The sequence below is a fragment of the Asticcacaulis aquihabitans genome (genome assembly GCF_032490435.1).
Taxonomy (GTDB): Bacteria; Pseudomonadota; Alphaproteobacteria; order Caulobacterales; family Caulobacteraceae; genus Asticcacaulis.
In genome coordinates, this window is the sequence record NZ_JAVGWM010000001.1 from 1,320,804 (window position 1) to 1,336,761 (window position 15,958).

Consider the following 15,958-nt stretch of genomic DNA (forward strand, 5'->3'; position numbering starts at 1 on the left):
CTAAAAGCTGGAATCGAAGGACAGGCGATAGGTCTGGCCGGAATCGACGATATCGGAGACAGCCAGACTGTGCTTGCCGACATGAGTCCAGTAGGAGACCTCATTTAACAGATTGTCGACGCCGAACCGAACCCGCGCGTGCGGTGTCAGCGCCCAACTGCCCTTTACATCCAGACGCTGCGATGGTCTGACCCACTGATCATCCCAGGACGATTGGATATATAGAACGTCATAGCTGGCGAGATAGGCCGAACTAAACCGGTAGTTCAGCGTCGCGCTCAGGGTTTGGCCCGCATAGCCCAGGCCAATACTGGCAATAAAGCCAGGCGCATTTTGCAGGGGCTTATGGCGGCCGACCGCAGCACTTCCGGTATCCACATCCGTCCATTGCCGCGTCAAGGCCGTCGATAGACTGAAGTGTCGATATAGGGAGACCTGCCCCTCCAGCTCGAGACCGACCACGCTGCCGCGACCGCCATTATGCGGAATGACATAACGGACAGTGTCGGCGTCTGACGAACTGGCATTCACAAAACTGGTACCCGAGTCGTAAAGGTAATCTTTTAGACCCTTGCCGAACGCGGCTAACCGTATCTGCCCGCCGTGCGCCACAGGCCAGACAAGGGATATATCGGCATTGGTCGCCGTCACCGGCTTCAGGTTTGGGTTGCCACTTTCAATGATGATAACCCCGTCCGTGGTCGTCGCCTTGGCGCCGCCGGCGAGTTGCTGGAAAGAGGGACGGGAATAGGACCGCCACACGCCCAGACTTAAAGCCATCCCGTCGTCCCCACGCCAGGTGGCAAAAAAGCTGGGCAAACCTTCATTGTAGGATGTCTCGCTGTTTTGCCATTCACCAGGCTGTTCGTTTCCGTTTTCCATAGGCAGAAACCAGTAGGTGTTGCGGATGCTTGTCAATTCCTGCCGCCACCCGGGTAAGAGCCACCATCTTCCGACCGTTATGTGCACGGCGGCATAGGCGGCAAGGCTCTGTTCGCTGCCCGACTGGTTGGCGCAATTGTCGTTATTTATGAACAATGCGCCGCACGTATCAAAACTGGCATCCGTTTTGTAGCGATGGAACAGGGCTTCCAAACGCTGACTGTCTACGCGCGGCAACCGCCAGTCATAGAGCCCCGGAACAGCCGCCGAATAGGTACCCTTGACCAGCCCCAGATCGGACCAGGTCACACCGGCACGCCCCAACAGGGCGCTAAAATAGTCGTTGCGCCAATCGCGGTAGGTCATGCGTCGCCAGCTATCCGTAAGGCGTGCCCCCCAATCCAACGTCAATCCGTCCGCCGCCCGCCAGTGGAGGTCAAACCCGCCGCCGGCGCGTGTTTGTTCTGAAGTCTGGGCTGTCAATTGTCCCGCGCGCCGGGCCAAAAGCCGCGTATCCGCCTGATCGAAATCCGCCAGCATGTCGGGCGTCAAATTGAGCAGCGGCCGTCCAGACTGACTATAGTGTATAAGATCTCCCCCCAACGGGCGTGGGGCATTGTCAGCATTTATGCCGTCATTTTCGTCAATGCGGATCGAGGTTTCCAAATGGTCGGGACGGTCAAAACCGGAATGACTGGCGAACAGGTAGGCAGACAGGCTGAACGCTTCCGTCTTTAGATCCACCCCGGTCTTTACATTGGCCAACTTGATCGTTTCCGGATTGGTTTCGTACCAGACCCGCGTCGAAACACTGTCCACACTCAGCCTGTATGTGTCCGTGTTGGTTTTGCTCCATGAGACGGCCGTCGGAACAATTTGGTCCAGGGTCGAGGCCTGCTCGGTGTGCGCTTTTATCATATTCAGCCGCAAATAGGCATCCAGGCCATCGGCAGGCCGCCAATCGATATTGAAAACGCCACCGGTGCGCCGCGTCGTCCCTTCCGAGACGCCAAAATTCAACCCTGTGAGGGCCAGATTGGCATCGGCGTCATGCGCGGGCACAGCGCCCGCCGCCGACGTGGCCAATCCGAACGCCCAGGCGTGGTCATTTTGCGCCGCCATAATCCCGCCGATTTCGGAATTGGCGAACAGCCGGCTATCGCTATACAGGCTGAGATAGACGGCTATATCTTTATGGCGTCCCCATCGCCGCGCCAGTTCAAACGTGACCCCGCCGCCTAGACCTTTTTGCCCATAGTCCCGGGCACGACTTTCCGTCGTTGAAAGCACTTGCAGGCGCGTATAGCCATTGGCCGGAAAATCAAACGGGCTTGGTGTGCGCCAATCCAGCGTGACGCCAATAGCATCGCCCGCCATATCCGCCGTATTGGCGCGATAGAGACTGACCGCCTGCAAACCATCGGGCGGCAGCACGCCCATCTGCATGGCTCGGGAATAGGGCATGCCTTGGGCGATCGGCACACCGTCCGAAAGATTCAGGCTGTACTCGGCGTTGAGCCCCCTCGCCGCGACATACATCCCCTCGCCCCGCGACGCCCCATCTACACCGCCGATAAAGGAACTTCCCGTATTCAGAATATGGATACCGCTGAACAGAGACAAACTGTCCAAGGCATTGCCGCCCTGTTTGGACAGCAAGACATCGCGGCCGATTTCGGCCACAGGCGCCCCGGCCTTCCCGTAATGGATACCCGTCCCCCCACCATCGACCGAGAGGGGCTGGCGACGTCCGGTAACAACGACCTCTACCGGCTTGGCTTCGGCTATCGGCGTCACGCGATCGACCATCGACGCAGCGGGCGGTTCGACATAGATGACAAAGGTGTGCGCACTGACGCGCCGCACGCATAGGCCGCTATGCCCCAGCCCCTTTTTAAACGCCGCCTCAGCCGTCAACTGGCCGCGAACGCCCTCACTGACGCGGCCACGGACGGCGTCCGGTGAAAAAAGCAGCTGCGTATGGCTTTGCTCCGCTATGGCATTGAGCGCATCGCCCAAGGGCTGACGCGGCACGTCAAAAGGCAAGGCCTGCGCCTGACCATGGACGGGAACGGCCAGAAACAGCAGGACTATTACCGCCGATATTCCGGCGCGCCACCGTGAGCGGTTTGGCTGTCTCATGTCAGGCACGCCTATCGCCACCATGTCATAGTTTTGTGACGTTGCCGGCGTATTAGCGTTTTTTTTGATTATTTGACAAAAGGCGCGGCGTAATCGCCACAGCCTTGCGTCACTAGTAACAGGCGCATTGAGAAAGGCACAGGTTCGTGACCCTCACGGAGACGACCGACGACACGTGCGAGCTCAAACGCGGCACTGAAGTTCACCACGTGATGGCGCGCTTCGACGGGCGCCTGCGCCGCTACTTGGCGCGCGCCTTGAAAAGAGAAGACGTGGAGGACACTTTGCAGGAAATCTATTTGAGGCTGTCGCGACTGGCCCAGGGTGAACCGCCCCCAGACTTCAATGCGACCTATGTCTTCAAAACCGCCGACAGTGTGCTCCATGACCTGTATCGCCGCCGGCGTGCCCGCCATGCCGGCGACCACGATGAAATTCCTGTAGACCTGGCCGCGGAACAACCGTCACCGTTTGACGAAGTGCGCTGGCGCCAGAATGCTGACCTTCTGCGCGCGGCCATTGCAAAACTGCCGACGCCGGAGCGCCGCGTCCTGTTACAAAGCCGCATCGAAGGCTTAAGCCTCGGCGAAATTTCACGCAAGAACCGCACCCCGATGCGTACCGTTCAACGGCAACTCAGCCAAGCCTTGGCGCATTGCCGCGATAGCCTAAAGGAATGTGGATGGTTCGAAATTTAATCAACTTCCCCTCTCGTCCCCCAGCCGACAGCGAAACCTTCGTCGCTGATCTGGAGACATCGGGAAGCCCCACACCCAAAGACGACGAAATGGCAGATGTATGGGATGCCATTGGCCTTTTGGACATCGAAGACGTGCGTGCCGACACGGCCGCCCCACAAATGTCCCGTCGTTGGGCCATGGGCGGCCTGCTGGCGGCCGGCCTCACGGGCGCGGCAATCGGCACGGCGCTGTGGACTCAACGTCCATTGACCTACAGCACCCCCGTAGGCGGCCAGCTGACGGTAGCGCTGAATGATGGCAGCCGCGTGACACTGAACACAGGGTCCAATCTGGAGGTGCGCTTCCACGGCCGGAAACGCGAAATCCAACTGGTCTCCGGCGAAGCCTATTTCGAGGTGGCCCATCGTGCCGACCGCGATCCTTTTTACGTAACGGCCGGCGCCGCACGCATCCGCGTGACCGGCACCCGTTTTGCCGTACAGCTACACCTGGACCGACGGATCGATATCGACCTGCTCGAAGGCCACATCCGAACCGGTAAACGAGGCGACCATGCGGTTGAAGATGCGGGCGTACGCAGCCTGTCCGCCGGGCAAGCCTTGCGCCTGGACAGCCAAGGGCAGGTCCTGGCCCAAATTCCGGCGGAAAGCCTGCGCGTTGAGAACTGGCTGAACCAGCGCGCCTATTTCCACGACACCCCGTTGGTTGACGCCGTCGCCGAAATGAATCGTTACCGCACCACCCCACTCGTCGTCGATAACGCAACCTCAGCCAGGGTGCGGGTCAACGGCGTTTTCGATACGCACAATTCAGGGGACTTCGTTGCGGCAGTACACGCCCTGTATGGCATCCGGCTTCGGGAAAGAATGCCCTCCGTATAACCCATCGAAGACCAGGCCCCTGTGACTCTTGATCGCCGGACATTCGTCACCACCTCTGCCGGAGCCGCGTTTACGGCAAGCGTTCCCGCGACGGCTAGATCGCGCAGCTCTCTGGTGGATGTCGAGCACGTCGACATCTGATGCAGGAAAACGCGCCTCATGACGCCTTCATTTCAACCCGCAGGACGGTATGACCTGGTTGCGGCGAGCCTGAACACTCTGTAGGCTTGTGCCGCCGATGCGATTCATAGCCAGCCGTCGATTCGATCATCTTGCTAGACGTCATCGGCCGAATGGTTTGGGTGGCGCGGCCGTGTGGCACGCGTTAAAGGAGGGGACTATGAAAAAACTAACTTTAGTGCTCACTCTGTTTGTAGTTGGAGGATGTGCGAGCACGCCCCAGACGATGTTGAGCACGTTGGATCGCGCTGATCCAAAATACGAAAGCCAAGGCTGTATCGATGCCAGAAACATCGCAATGCAGTACGACAATAAGCCTTTGACCCGTGGTGCCTTGGAGGCCATATCCATGGCACTGGGCCCGCTGGCTACTGGCGGCTACTCGCTCCTCGACAGCAATACCCATGTGCGAAACAGGGATGAGGTGATGGCGGAAATCCATAGGCGCTGCACGTCCGGCTCGGCCGATTTGAAAAAGTGCCATGAAGAAAACGGGAAAATTATATGCGTTTAGTATCGACAATTGCACTTATTGCCCTGGCTGCGACAGCGCTTCCGACACATGCAAAAATGCCCTTGGGTTTCGATAGCCGTTTCTTGTTTAATGGTATGAAATATGAGGTCGACGTCGATAGGGACAAAGACACGCTATTGGTTGCCAATGTCAAAATCAAAGAGGGCGCAAAAGAAGACGTAGGCCAGATACGGTCTGTTGCTGAACACTTTGTCGAGCCATCCGGGTGCGGCATTTCGGCTATTCACCTAGATGATACAACCTTCGTGAAGATGAAAATTAAGATTTGGTACGCGGATTATGTATGCCCCGAAGGTACTAATCTTCGAACTTTGATAGTCGATCAACGCGACGCCCTGAGGAAGGGCGAGCCACTGCATAAATGAACCACCCTGCTCGGAACTGTCGAGGGTTACAGTTGCAAAAATAAGCCGTGGAGTCCTACGCCATCAAAGGCTGGCGCCGATGGACAACTTCGCATTAAAGCCAGAGCACCAGGAGCAACCGCCATTGCTAGCATTAAATACGAAAAGCGAGGCACCGCGCTCATACCAAACTGCTGATCTTCAATAAAAGCTACGGTGTAGCCGTTAGGCAGCAATAGCCTGGTGAGCCGCGCGTCTCAAATGATGATATTTTTTGCTCTGGTCAGGCTGCACCACTGACCTCCAAGGTTTGGCAAGCCTGAGGCGCAGGCTTGCCAAACAGGTAGCCCTGCCCCGTTTCACATCCCATTTGCGTCAACCGCAGCGCGTGCGCGTGGGTTTCGATGCCTTCCGCCGTTGTTTTCAGGCCGAGGCTATGGCTCATGGCGATAATGGCCTTGACCAGCTTCCGGCTTTCCCCACTTTCACTCATGTTCATGACGAACGACTGGTCGATCTTGAGCTTGTCAAACGGCAGGGAGCGCAGGTGTTGCAGACTGGAATACCCTGTGCCGAAATCGTCGAGCGCCAGGGTCATGCCTCTGGCCTTTAGCGACATGAGCGTATTGCGTGCGACATCGACATCGTGCACCAAGGCATTCTCCGTAATTTCGATTTCCAGGCATGCGGCCGGAAAACCGGCCTTATAGAGGATGTCGCAGATTTTGGTGCTGAGCTGCGGGTCCCGGAACTGGACCGGAGAAATGTTGAGCGAGAGGTAGGTCCCTTTCGGCCAGTCGCGCGCCTGCTCACAGGCCTGCTCCAGGAGCGACAGCGAAATCTCACCGATCAGCCCGGCTTCTTCGGCGATTTTGATAAACCGCTCAGGCGAGACAGGCCCCCAGGTGGGGTGAATCCAGCGCGCCAGGACTTCGTAGCCTTCAATTCGGCTATCCCGCAAGCACACCAGTGGTTGAAAATAGGGGTGGATTTGGCGTTGTTCTACAGCCTCTCTTAGCTCCAGTTCGATCAGAGTGCGCTCATGAATTTTGGCATCCATGGCGTCCTGGTAAAACCGGAACGTACCACGGCCTTCCGTCTTGGCGCGATAAAGCGCCAGGTCAGCTTTTTGCAACAAAGCGTCAGGAGTCTGCGATGTTCCGCCCTGCGCAAAAGCGATCCCCATGCTCGCCCCGACGTGGCAAACAAGTTGATCGATGCGAAACGGCTCAGACAAACTTGAGATAAGACGCTGCGCCAGTCCGGAAATATCCTCATCGGCAGAACTGGTATTGACGATAAGGGCGAATTCATCCCCACCCAGGCGTGCCAACAGATCCCCTGAGCGGAGTTGCGCCTGGGCACGCTGCGCAATCTGTTGCAAAAGCTGATCCCCAACAAGATGACCGTGGATATCGTTGATCGGCTTGAATCTATCGAGATCGAAAATACAGACGGCGAAACCGTGGGCATCGGTGGGGCTTGCTCCCAACTTCTGCTTCAGAGCGCCGTAAAGATGTCGACGATTGGCCAAGCCGGTCAAGGCATCCGTCAAGGCCAGGGTTTCCATCCGACCTTCCGCCTTCAGACGTTGCTCATACTGCCGCCGCATCTCCATAGACCGCCGTACGCAGATGATCGTTGCACCGATCGCTGTAAACACCACAACAATCAATAAGTTGTCGATCTGGAGGCTCTCATAGGGGCGGGTGAACGCATAGAGGGCTTCGAACCAGTCGAACCTATGCAGCACCAAAGTGCCAATCAAACTTACAGCTATGACGACCAAAAGGTCGGGCATAACTTTGCGAGGTGCTAGATTTGGCGTGTCGCGAAAACGCTTTGACGGATACATGTGAACTCAATTGCCAAAAACAACTTTTGGCAACATACCGAAATTAAATAACGTCGATATTAACGGGGACGGTTAATGCGCAACAACATGCCTCGTAGTTTGCACACTCCCCGGCGCGATCTCCAGTGAGGAAACTCACGCAGGTTACTTAAATTCGCTACCCTCATCTGCTGATCTCTGCCGATGCATCGCTAAACCCCTCATAGTCAGTCACAAAACAAAAAAGAGCGCCGGGTGTGGCGCTCTTTCTCGTTTTTAACGGTAGATGCAGGCTTAGAAGCTGTACTTGAGGCCTGCCATGACTGAATACAGCGTCGCGGTCTGATTGACCGTCGGCGTCGTCATGGTCGTCGAGACGCTGGAGATCTGGTAGCCGGCGCAAACGGCGCTGGCGGACGAAACCACCGTACCCGTGGCGTCGGTACAGGCCACCTTATAGATCGGCGTCCCCTGACGGCCATCTGAACCGTACTCAGCCACGACGCCCCACTTCTTGTTGAGCAGGTTGCTCAGGTTGAAGATGTCGAGCGTTGCGGTCAGCTTGTGACCTTCCAGCATCGGAATAGGGAGTTCCTGGGAGAGGTGCAGATCCCAACGCTTGACGTCCGGATTGCGGTTGGAGCCCTTGCTCAGAATGCCCGTCGGCAGGCCAAACTTGTCGACGATCGTCTTCAGGTTAGCCAGATCGGCGGAGGTCTTGAAATAGACCGGCACGTTTCCGGTCATGAAGCCCAGCGCATTACCGGACATCGGCGTCGTCATTTGCGGAATGAAGGCCAACTGGTTATTGGACACCACGCCGAACACCTGGCCGCGTGCGGCCGAACCGGCGTCAGCCACGTAGAAGCTCAACGGGCGGCCGTCATGCAGATCGCCAAACAGGGTGATATTGGTCTTGGCGCCGCGGAAGAACTCGACCTCGTAGGTCGCATTGAACTTATAGCCGTGATAGATTTCGTAAGACGACTTGCCCAGGGTGGGCGCATTCGGATCTTCCAGTGAAATCTGATCGCCATAGTTCGAACCACCGCAACAATCGGTCGTGGCGAATTCCGGCACCCCGCCATACTGGTTGGTCTTCTGGTTGGTGTAGGCGGCCGACAGATCGAGATGGTCCGGCACGCGGAAGAGGTGCAGGCTGTCGAAGCTCTTGGTCGCCGAGAAGGCGATGGTGCGGCTCGACGATTCCTGAGAGGGGTTGTAGGCCTGGATGTCATAGCCGGAACCCGGATTGGCCAGGTCGAGATCGCTGGAGCCGTCGGCATTCTTGGCGGTGTCGAGGCCCAGAGCGGTACGGTTGACGAAGATCGAGGCGTTGCGGGTGTCAAGCGTCGTGCCGGTGGTGGCCGCGACGGACAGACCGTCATAGCGCATGCGGCCGTCCGGGGTGTACTGCTGCACGCCGTTGATAGTCAACGGACGGGCGCGGACATCGCGAAACGCCAGACCGGTGTGGCTACGGACAAAGACGGCATCGAGGCCCAGAACCACGCCAATCGGGGTGTGGTAATGCGTCGACAGGTTCAGTTTCCAGTCGGACGGCATCTCGAAGCCCGGCGCGATGCTGTTGGTATTGGCGACCCGAACCAGACCCGGATTGAGCGACAACAGAGACGTGGCGGAGGACGGAACGCCCTGGGCGAATTTGGCGTCGGTCTTGTCGATGTTCATCAGAGCCGAAACCGTCGGATCGTTGGCCGCGAAGACCGTGCCCGAGTTCGTTTCCTTGAACGTGCCATCGGCCTGGCGCTGCAAGGTGAAGGTCGCCGTCAGGATGCCCGTATTGCCGAAGCGGTTCGACAGGAAGACGTCCGGCAGGCCGCCCGTGTAGAGGCCGAAGCTGGCCGAGGCGTCAAGCGTGCCCTCTTCGTTATGCCACTTGGCGCCGATGCGCGGTTGCAGCACACTCAGGCCGTCGTAAGTGACCTGATTGCTGTAGCCATTGCGCGCCGTGAAGTTCGGGTTGAGCGCCGGCTTGTCGTCCATATTCCAGAAGTCGTAACGCAGACCATAGTTGACGGTCAGGTTCTCAATCGGATCGAAGGTGTCCTGAACGAACAGTGTGTTGTTCATGTAGGAGAAATCAGCCGCGGCCTTGTTGGCGTCGCCGGACGGATTGTTGTTGTAGAACAACTGGTCGACCTTGCCGTCGCTGAAGGATTTCTGGCTGTCGAAGTAGTACAGACCGTTGGCGGCCTGAACGAACAGGTTGTAGATACCGATTTGTTTGCCCTGATAGCCGGCCTTGATCGAGTGGCCGCCGAGACGATAGGTGCCGACAAACTCACCGGAATTGTTGGTGGTCTTCAAGACGTTGGCTTGGCGGAACTGATCCGGACCGAAATTGAGCGTCAACTTGCCGGTCGTACAGCTGCTGACCGAGGCCAGGCTGGTGGCGTCAGTACAGACTTGAATGCCGGAGAAGCCCTGGCCTTCTGGCGGCATCTGACCGCGTTGATAATTGCGCATGGTGATGCGCGCTTCCGTCGAGAAATTATCGTTCCAGCGCGAATTGAGCTGCAGGGCGTAATTGTCTTCGTTTTCAGGCTGCGTGTACCAGTTGGTGTTCAGGAAAAGCGCTGAGGAGGAGGCGGGCGCCCCTTTCCAGGTGTTGGAGAAGGCATGACGGTAGGTGAAGGAGACGCGCTGGCCTTCCATGACGTTCCAGTCGAGCTTGACCGAGTACTTTTCGTCCTTGAACGGTGTGGTCAGCGGGATCGAACCCGGCTTGAGCGATGCCGAGGCGGCATAGGTGTTCCACGGTGCCACTATGGAATCGATGTAGGACTGATTGATCGGCACGAAGGTCGACGGCGTGGTCGTATTATCCGTATAGCCCAAGCTGGTGCCGAAGCCGCCACCGGACGGACCGGCGGCAACGACCGAGGCAGAGGTGTATTTTTCATAGGAGGTGGCGAAGAAAAGCTTATCCTTCAGGATCGGGCCGGACAGGAAGAAGCCGTAGTTTTCATCAGGAACGTAAAGCTTCAGCTTATTGGATACGCCGGTGTCCGGATGATAAAGCTGGCTACCGTTCCAGGCCTTGTTACGGAAATTATCGAACAGCGAGCCGTGGAAGCTATTGTTACCTGAGCGCAGGACCAAGTTCAGCGAACCGCCGGTGAAGTCGCCTTCTTCGACGTCCGCAGGCACGGCCTGAACCGTCATCTGCTCAATGGCTTCGATCGAAATAGGGCCCAGATTGGTCGACAGGCCGCCGGTGTTCAGGCCAAAGTCATCGTTCGAGCGTACGCCGTCGATGGTAATGCGGTTGGCGCGCGGCGCGGAACCCGCGATATAGAGGCCGCCGGAGGGGCCGGTGCCGCGCGTGTTCGGGTCGAGATTGGTCAGGGGATCGCGGCGCGCGGCTTCACGAATGTCGCGCTTATAGGTCACAACCTCTGCCAGTTCGGCGCGCCCCATGCGCGTACGTGAACCGGGATTGGACAGAATAGTCGTGCGCTTGCCGGTTACCACTACGGTCGTCGCCCCGACCTCTTCCATGGCGACGTCGAGCTTTTGCTGGTCGCCCAGGGTCAGATACACATCGGTCGTCTGGCTGTCCTTCTGGCCGGCGGCGGCGATGTCGATCTCGTAAGGGCCGCCCACTTTCAGGCCGGATACATCATAGCGCCCGTCGGCGGCGGTGCGTGCAACGACGCGCGTGCCGCTCGGCAAATGGATGATGGTGACGGTGGCATCGGCAACCGGCGCACCCTTTGCGTCTGTAACGACACCGCGTATCGCCGCTGTTGTCTGTTGTGCGTACACGGCCGGGGCAGAGGCCGCCATCATGGCCACGGCGGCAGCGCCGAGCATATATTTGTTGAACATCGAAACTATCCCGTTGAGTTATGAGCGGGGCGTTGAATCGTCCCGACGTAAGTAGATGCGTATGAAATTAGTATGACAGTTTTGTTGCGTTGCAACGCGCCGCGAAAAATTAAGTCCCAATGCGGTCAAAATAGCACATGCACGAATTACCATTTGAAATATATGGCATTTTTCAATCTTGGATGGCGTAATATTGCAGCAATGTTACATTTGTCATTCACTTAAATTCGTCGTAGCCTGTAAACTTGTGTGCGGCGCGATAACGTGGCGCGTCGAGGAGATAGGCGATGAGTGTGAAAACGTTTCCGATTGCGCTCGCGGCACTCGCCGTCGCCTTCACCGCCATCGCACCGTCATCCGCGTCGGCCTGGGGCGACACGGGCCATCGCATGATCGGAGAAGCCGCCATGCGCCGGTTGCCGGAGGGCCTGCCGGCCTTCCTGTACACGGAAGCCTCTATTAGCGACGTCGGGCAGTATTCGCGCGAGCCCGACCTTTGGCGCAAGGCGGGTCTTGTTCATGATGCCGACCGCGATCCCGCGCATCTCATAAGACTCGATGACACCGGAACATCACTGGCAGGCATGGGGCTTACGGACCTGCCGGCCACGCGATCGCTCTACGAAGCGGCGTTACGGGCCAAGGGCGTCGATCCGGTCGTCGTCGGCTACCTGCCCTACAGTTTGGCTGACGCCTATTTGCAGGTGACCAAGGACATGGCCTTTCTGCGCCTTATCGCTCTGGCGGACGCCCGCGAAAAAGATCCGGTGAAGCGGGCGTGGCTCAAGGCTGCGTTACGCCGCCGCCAGGATCTGACCTTACGCGACATTGGCATTCTCTCCCATTATATCGGTGATGCTGCCCAGCCGATGCATATGTCGATACATTATGATGGTTGGGGCGATTTCCCCAATCCCCAGGGCTTTACGACCGCGCATATCCACTGGCCTTTGGAGGGCGCCTATGTGCGCCAGAATGTAACGTTCGCGGCCGTCCTTCAGGGCATGGCGCCCTACGCGCCCTGCGCGGACGAGGTCCAGGCGTGCGTAGCGCATCGCCTCGAAACAGATTTCAAGGAGGTCATACCGCTTTTCGAGCTCGAAAAAGCCGGTGGCTTCAAGCCAGGCGATCCCCGTGGGGCCGTTTACCTGACCAGCCGGTTGGCGCACGGCGCCTCTGACCTTCGTGACATGTTGGGCGAGGCCTGGCGCGACTCATCCACCATGGCAATCAATTTCGCCGAGCAAACCTACAGAGACGCAGAAGCCGGTCGTATCCCTGACCTTTACCTGCTTCTGACCGGAGACAGCTAGGCCGTCCACGGGCTTTGGAGCCTCTTGGTTACCTAGCTTAAACGTGTGTCTGAACTTCCCAAGTGGCATGAGCGACGTCATGAACCTTGGAAAGATGCGTAACGATTGCGTCAAGATCGGCGGCGACTGCCCCCGTGCTTATCAACAACGCTCTGATTTCCACCTGATCTTCCGACCTCTCGATAAGCTCAATATCCGCCACGGGATAGCGCATCAGTTCGAGATGATCGACGAGCAGATCACGGAGTGCCGGCGCCTTTTGCGGGTCTGAAATGATCGTCACCCAATAACTCGCCTCGACGCCGCTTCCCGACAGGGGAATGCGGTTGATGGCGTTGACAACCGGTCGCAGGAGCGTGTTTCCGGCGACGACAAACAGCGTAAGGGTTGCGGCCTCGGCCACCATATCCGTTCCCGCACACGCACCAACCGCCGCAGAACACCACAGTGTCGCGGCCGTATTCAGTCCGCGGACATTCATACCCTCTTTCATGATCACGCCAGCACCGAGAAAACCAATACCCGATACGACATAGGCTATAACCCTGACCGCTTCGGCATCTCCAGCCAGCCTCTGGCCAAGATCAACGAACGCCGCCGCGCCGAGCGCTACCAAAGCATTTGTGCGAAGCCCGGCTGTTCGCTGGCGGTATTGTCGCTCCGCCCCGATGAACGCACCCAGCAAAAGCGCGCTCCCGTAACTCACCAAAGTGTCAAGATAGTGGGCGAGATGAAATGTCGTGAGAAAAAGCATGAGCGGCGTCGGAAAAACAGGATGTCACGGCATCCAGTCAACATCGACAGCGCCCCGTTCGTTCAACACTGCCTTCGTGACGCGATTATGACAATGACTGCCCCATATCGTGCTACGTTCGAGCCGAAAGGACTATCAAACGAGGCCGCCGCTCTTGTTTGTCGGTCTATCGTCATAACTGTCAGTCCGCACCATTCTATGCAACCGCACCTACATCGTCGAATTCAGGTGGTTAGGCTGTTGATAAACGCGTCGATCAGGGCAAATGTCGCCTCCGGTTGTTCGATGTGCGGGAGATGCCCTGCCTTCTCTACCAAGGCGAACCGCCCATTTCCGAATGCCTCGGCCATTGCACGCCCATATTTTGCGGTTACTATGCGATCGCTTTCCCCCCAAATCACCAACGCCGGAATCATGACTTCGCGTAGTCGCTTGAGCAACTCTGGATCGGCCATACGGGTCCCTGCCACCGCCCTTAACGTGGCAACATTACCTTGAATCAAGGCTAGTCGCTCGGGCGGTAAAGCCTGTGGATTGACAAAGAACCGATCCGGATCGTGATACGAATGCTCAGCGATCTGCCGAGGTGTCAGACTGAAAAAATCCACGATCGGCTCGCCTGGTACTTCGACCCCGACACTATTGATGAGCACCACGCGGCCAATCCGCCGCTGAGAATCCCTTAGGGCCATCTCTGCGGCAATCCAACCGCCCATCGACGAGCCAATCACCAAGACGTTGTTTAAATCTCGCTGTTCCAACTCGCGCAAATAAAGTTCGGCAAGATCCGCCACGCTGGATACAGATGCTGGCCGCAATGTGCCATTCCAGCCGGGATGAGTCGGCATCAGAACCAAGCCATCAGAGGCCATATGCGTAGCGAGGCCAGCCACAGTGAGCGGCCCACCGCCGCCATGCAGCACGAAAATAGGCGCGCCTTCCCCTTGTTCGGTCATCGTGATCTCTATTTTCTGTCCAGACATTTTTCGCTCACCATGTTGATATAAACATATTTATATAAATACATTCACATTATGGATATGGCAAGTGTGGAGAACGCGACGTGTCGATTGACCTCGAAGGCTTGGGACGAAAGATCAAAGCCGCACAGCACCGGCAGCACCGCGTACTCGATGCCGCCCTGGCTCCACTTGGCACAACCATCGTGCAATGGGACGCACTCCGCGCAATAGGGGCAAGGCCGGCTGCCTCTGGCCATGAGCTGGCGTTGGCGACATTTCAAACCGATCAGGCGTTTGGCACGTTGGCCAACAGGTTGGAAGCCCAGGGACTTATAGAGCGTCGAGCCGGAGAAGGCCGCCGAATTGATCATCGGCTGACACCCGCAGGCGCCATGGTTCTTGATGCCGCGAACGAGGTAGCCAGCTACATTCGCGTTCAACTATTCGCATCGCTAACGGATACCGAATGTGCCACACTCCAGGTATTATTGGACAAGCTGTTGGCCGATGCCAAGTCGCGCTGAGGCGCCGATTGCGACCCTCTGGGGGAACACAGGTCCGGATTTCGGCATTTACGACGCCCAAGACACAGTTGAGCACGAGGCAAGACTGCGAGTGAATTGACTAAGGGCTGCATGCCATTGAATATTGAAATGCTTGTGTTATAATTTAACAGATCAAATTAAACTCCAAATATCTCAATATTACTACAAATAATAATTATTGAACACCCTACAGAAGGTTCAATGTATACGTATTTTAATGTATTAAATACACACTCATCTCTCAATTTATTTTGAACATGATTGGCGACTTCAATTCCAGACTGTCGTTCTATTTCACCTAAAGAGTCATCAATACTATCTATATTTATTATTCGAATATCTATCTCGTCGATTATATTCTGTTTCCCAAATCCAAAAATTCTCGACTCGATGACAGACGAAAATCGTAAGATAAGCTGATCGGTTCCGCGCACTTTAAGCTGGATGTTTACAATCTCGTCACTGGAAAATGAAACTGCCGAGATTGCAGCATCATGAACTAAATCTGAATGATCGTCGTATACAAATAACATCCTTCAGTCTTTCATAACTATTTCACTGTGCTCGCTTGCCAAACTTTCTCACGGGTCAGTTGACGATGCACGTTAGCGACATGTCGCCCCCCCCTGAAAAGAACTTAACATGATGCACTAAGGCTTCCGACTACAAAGCAGAGCGTCTGCTAATGGGCGGAAGCGGCCTCAAGTCGAGCTCAGGCTTGGGCCAACAGCGAAAAATTTGATAATACCGCCAATATCAGCGCACTACAGAACTGACAGATGCGAAAACGACCTTGCCGAAGCAGACCGAGCTCGCGCCCTGGCTGAGCCGGTCAGGTGCCCCTCCTTAACCGGCCAGCAGCATACAAATGGCGACCCCTGAGGGACTCGAACCCCCGACCTCTGCTTTAGGAAAGCCTTGCTCTATCCGGCTGAGCTAAGGGGCCATCTGCGCCATATGCTCCTCTTACACAATGCATCCCGCGATGAGAAGCATAGCGCGGATTTTTTCGTGCATAAGCCCGCATCGG

General features: G+C 56.8%; 11 protein-coding genes and 1 tRNA gene. 6 read left to right on the top strand and 6 right to left on the bottom strand.

The annotated features are described in order from the left end of the window. Entirely contained in the window at positions 1 to 3,024 is a 3,024-nt protein-coding gene (locus RCJ00_RS06095) for a TonB-dependent receptor (protein ID WP_316220892.1), read from the bottom strand. Between the two features lie 146 nt (positions 3,025 to 3,170). On the opposite strand from RCJ00_RS06095, the gene RCJ00_RS06100 reads away from it, so the two are divergent. From RCJ00_RS06100 to RCJ00_RS06115, 4 genes are all read left to right on the top strand, one after another. Next, entirely contained in the window at positions 3,171 to 3,722 is a 552-nt protein-coding gene (locus RCJ00_RS06100) for an RNA polymerase sigma factor (RefSeq protein WP_316220893.1), read from the top strand. After that, positions 3,707 to 4,606, top strand: coding sequence for a FecR family protein (locus RCJ00_RS06105; RefSeq protein WP_316220894.1), 900 nt, complete (start codon positions 3,707 to 3,709; stop codon positions 4,604 to 4,606). The genes RCJ00_RS06100 and RCJ00_RS06105 overlap by 16 nt, the downstream gene beginning before the upstream one ends. Before the next feature lie 340 nt (positions 4,607 to 4,946). Continuing rightward, the gene (locus tag RCJ00_RS06110; protein ID WP_316220895.1) at positions 4,947 to 5,300 is read left to right on the top strand and encodes a hypothetical protein; all 354 of its coding nucleotides are present in this window, start codon (positions 4,947 to 4,949) and stop codon (positions 5,298 to 5,300) included. Continuing rightward, a complete protein-coding gene (locus RCJ00_RS06115; RefSeq protein ID WP_316220896.1) occupies positions 5,291 to 5,686 on the top strand; it encodes a hypothetical protein in 396 nt (131 codons plus the stop codon). Before RCJ00_RS06110 ends, RCJ00_RS06115 begins: the two co-directional genes overlap by 10 nt. Positions 5,687 to 5,948: 262 nt before the next feature. Here RCJ00_RS06115 and RCJ00_RS06120 read toward each other — a convergent pair whose 3' ends face one another. Further along, complete coding sequence (locus tag RCJ00_RS06120) at positions 5,949 to 7,466, bottom strand: putative bifunctional diguanylate cyclase/phosphodiesterase (protein ID WP_316220897.1); 1,518 nt, start codon at positions 7,464 to 7,466, stop codon at positions 5,949 to 5,951. A 327-nt stretch (positions 7,467 to 7,793) separates the two neighbouring features. After that, positions 7,794 to 11,354, bottom strand: a complete 3,561-nt coding sequence (locus RCJ00_RS06125; protein ID WP_316220898.1) for a TonB-dependent receptor — start codon at positions 11,352 to 11,354, stop codon at positions 7,794 to 7,796. A 287-nt stretch (positions 11,355 to 11,641) separates the two neighbouring features. Here RCJ00_RS06125 and RCJ00_RS06130 point away from each other — a divergent pair, with 287 nt between their 5' ends. Beyond that, the gene (locus tag RCJ00_RS06130) at positions 11,642 to 12,667 is read left to right on the top strand and encodes a phospholipase C/P1 nuclease family protein (protein WP_316220899.1); all 1,026 of its coding nucleotides are present in this window, start codon (positions 11,642 to 11,644) and stop codon (positions 12,665 to 12,667) included. Positions 12,668 to 12,704: 37 nt separating this feature from the next. Here RCJ00_RS06130 and RCJ00_RS06135 read toward each other — a convergent pair whose 3' ends face one another. Continuing rightward, complete coding sequence (locus tag RCJ00_RS06135; protein WP_316220900.1) at positions 12,705 to 13,373, bottom strand: MgtC/SapB family protein; 669 nt, start codon at positions 13,371 to 13,373, stop codon at positions 12,705 to 12,707. Positions 13,374 to 13,645: 272 nt separating this feature from the next. Beyond that, positions 13,646 to 14,404, bottom strand: a complete 759-nt coding sequence (locus RCJ00_RS06140; protein ID WP_316220901.1) for an alpha/beta fold hydrolase — start codon at positions 14,402 to 14,404, stop codon at positions 13,646 to 13,648. 80 nt (positions 14,405 to 14,484) lie between these two features. On the opposite strand from RCJ00_RS06140, the gene RCJ00_RS06145 reads away from it, so the two are divergent. After that, on the top strand, positions 14,485 to 14,907 hold the full coding sequence (locus RCJ00_RS06145; RefSeq protein WP_316220902.1) for a MarR family winged helix-turn-helix transcriptional regulator: 423 nt from the start codon (positions 14,485 to 14,487) through the stop codon (positions 14,905 to 14,907). Positions 14,908 to 15,797: 890 nt separating this feature from the next. On the opposite strand, the gene RCJ00_RS06150 is transcribed toward RCJ00_RS06145, so the two are convergent. Then, positions 15,798 to 15,874, bottom strand: a tRNA-Arg gene (locus RCJ00_RS06150). Positions 15,875 to 15,958 lie beyond the last annotated feature (84 nt).

Bases quoted from the DNA above. Each gene is read 5' to 3' on its own strand.
- RCJ00_RS06120 (WP_316220897.1), bottom strand. From the start codon at position 7,466: ATGCCCGACCTTTTGGTCGTCATAGCTGTAAGTTTGATTGGCACTTTG.
- RCJ00_RS06125 (WP_316220898.1), bottom strand. From the start codon at position 11,354: ATGTTCAACAAATATATGCTCGGCGCTGCCGCCGTGGCCATGATGGCG.
- RCJ00_RS06140 (WP_316220901.1), bottom strand. From the start codon at position 14,404: ATGTCTGGACAGAAAATAGAGATCACGATGACCGAACAAGGGGAAGGC.
- RCJ00_RS06105 (WP_316220894.1), top strand. From the start codon at position 3,707: ATGGTTCGAAATTTAATCAACTTCCCCTCTCGTCCCCCAGCCGACAGC.
- RCJ00_RS06130 (WP_316220899.1), top strand. From the start codon at position 11,642: ATGAGTGTGAAAACGTTTCCGATTGCGCTCGCGGCACTCGCCGTCGCC.
- RCJ00_RS06095 (WP_316220892.1), bottom strand. From the start codon at position 3,024: ATGAGACAGCCAAACCGCTCACGGTGGCGCGCCGGAATATCGGCGGTA.
- RCJ00_RS06110 (WP_316220895.1), top strand. From the start codon at position 4,947: ATGAAAAAACTAACTTTAGTGCTCACTCTGTTTGTAGTTGGAGGATGT.
- RCJ00_RS06115 (WP_316220896.1), top strand. From the start codon at position 5,291: ATGCGTTTAGTATCGACAATTGCACTTATTGCCCTGGCTGCGACAGCG.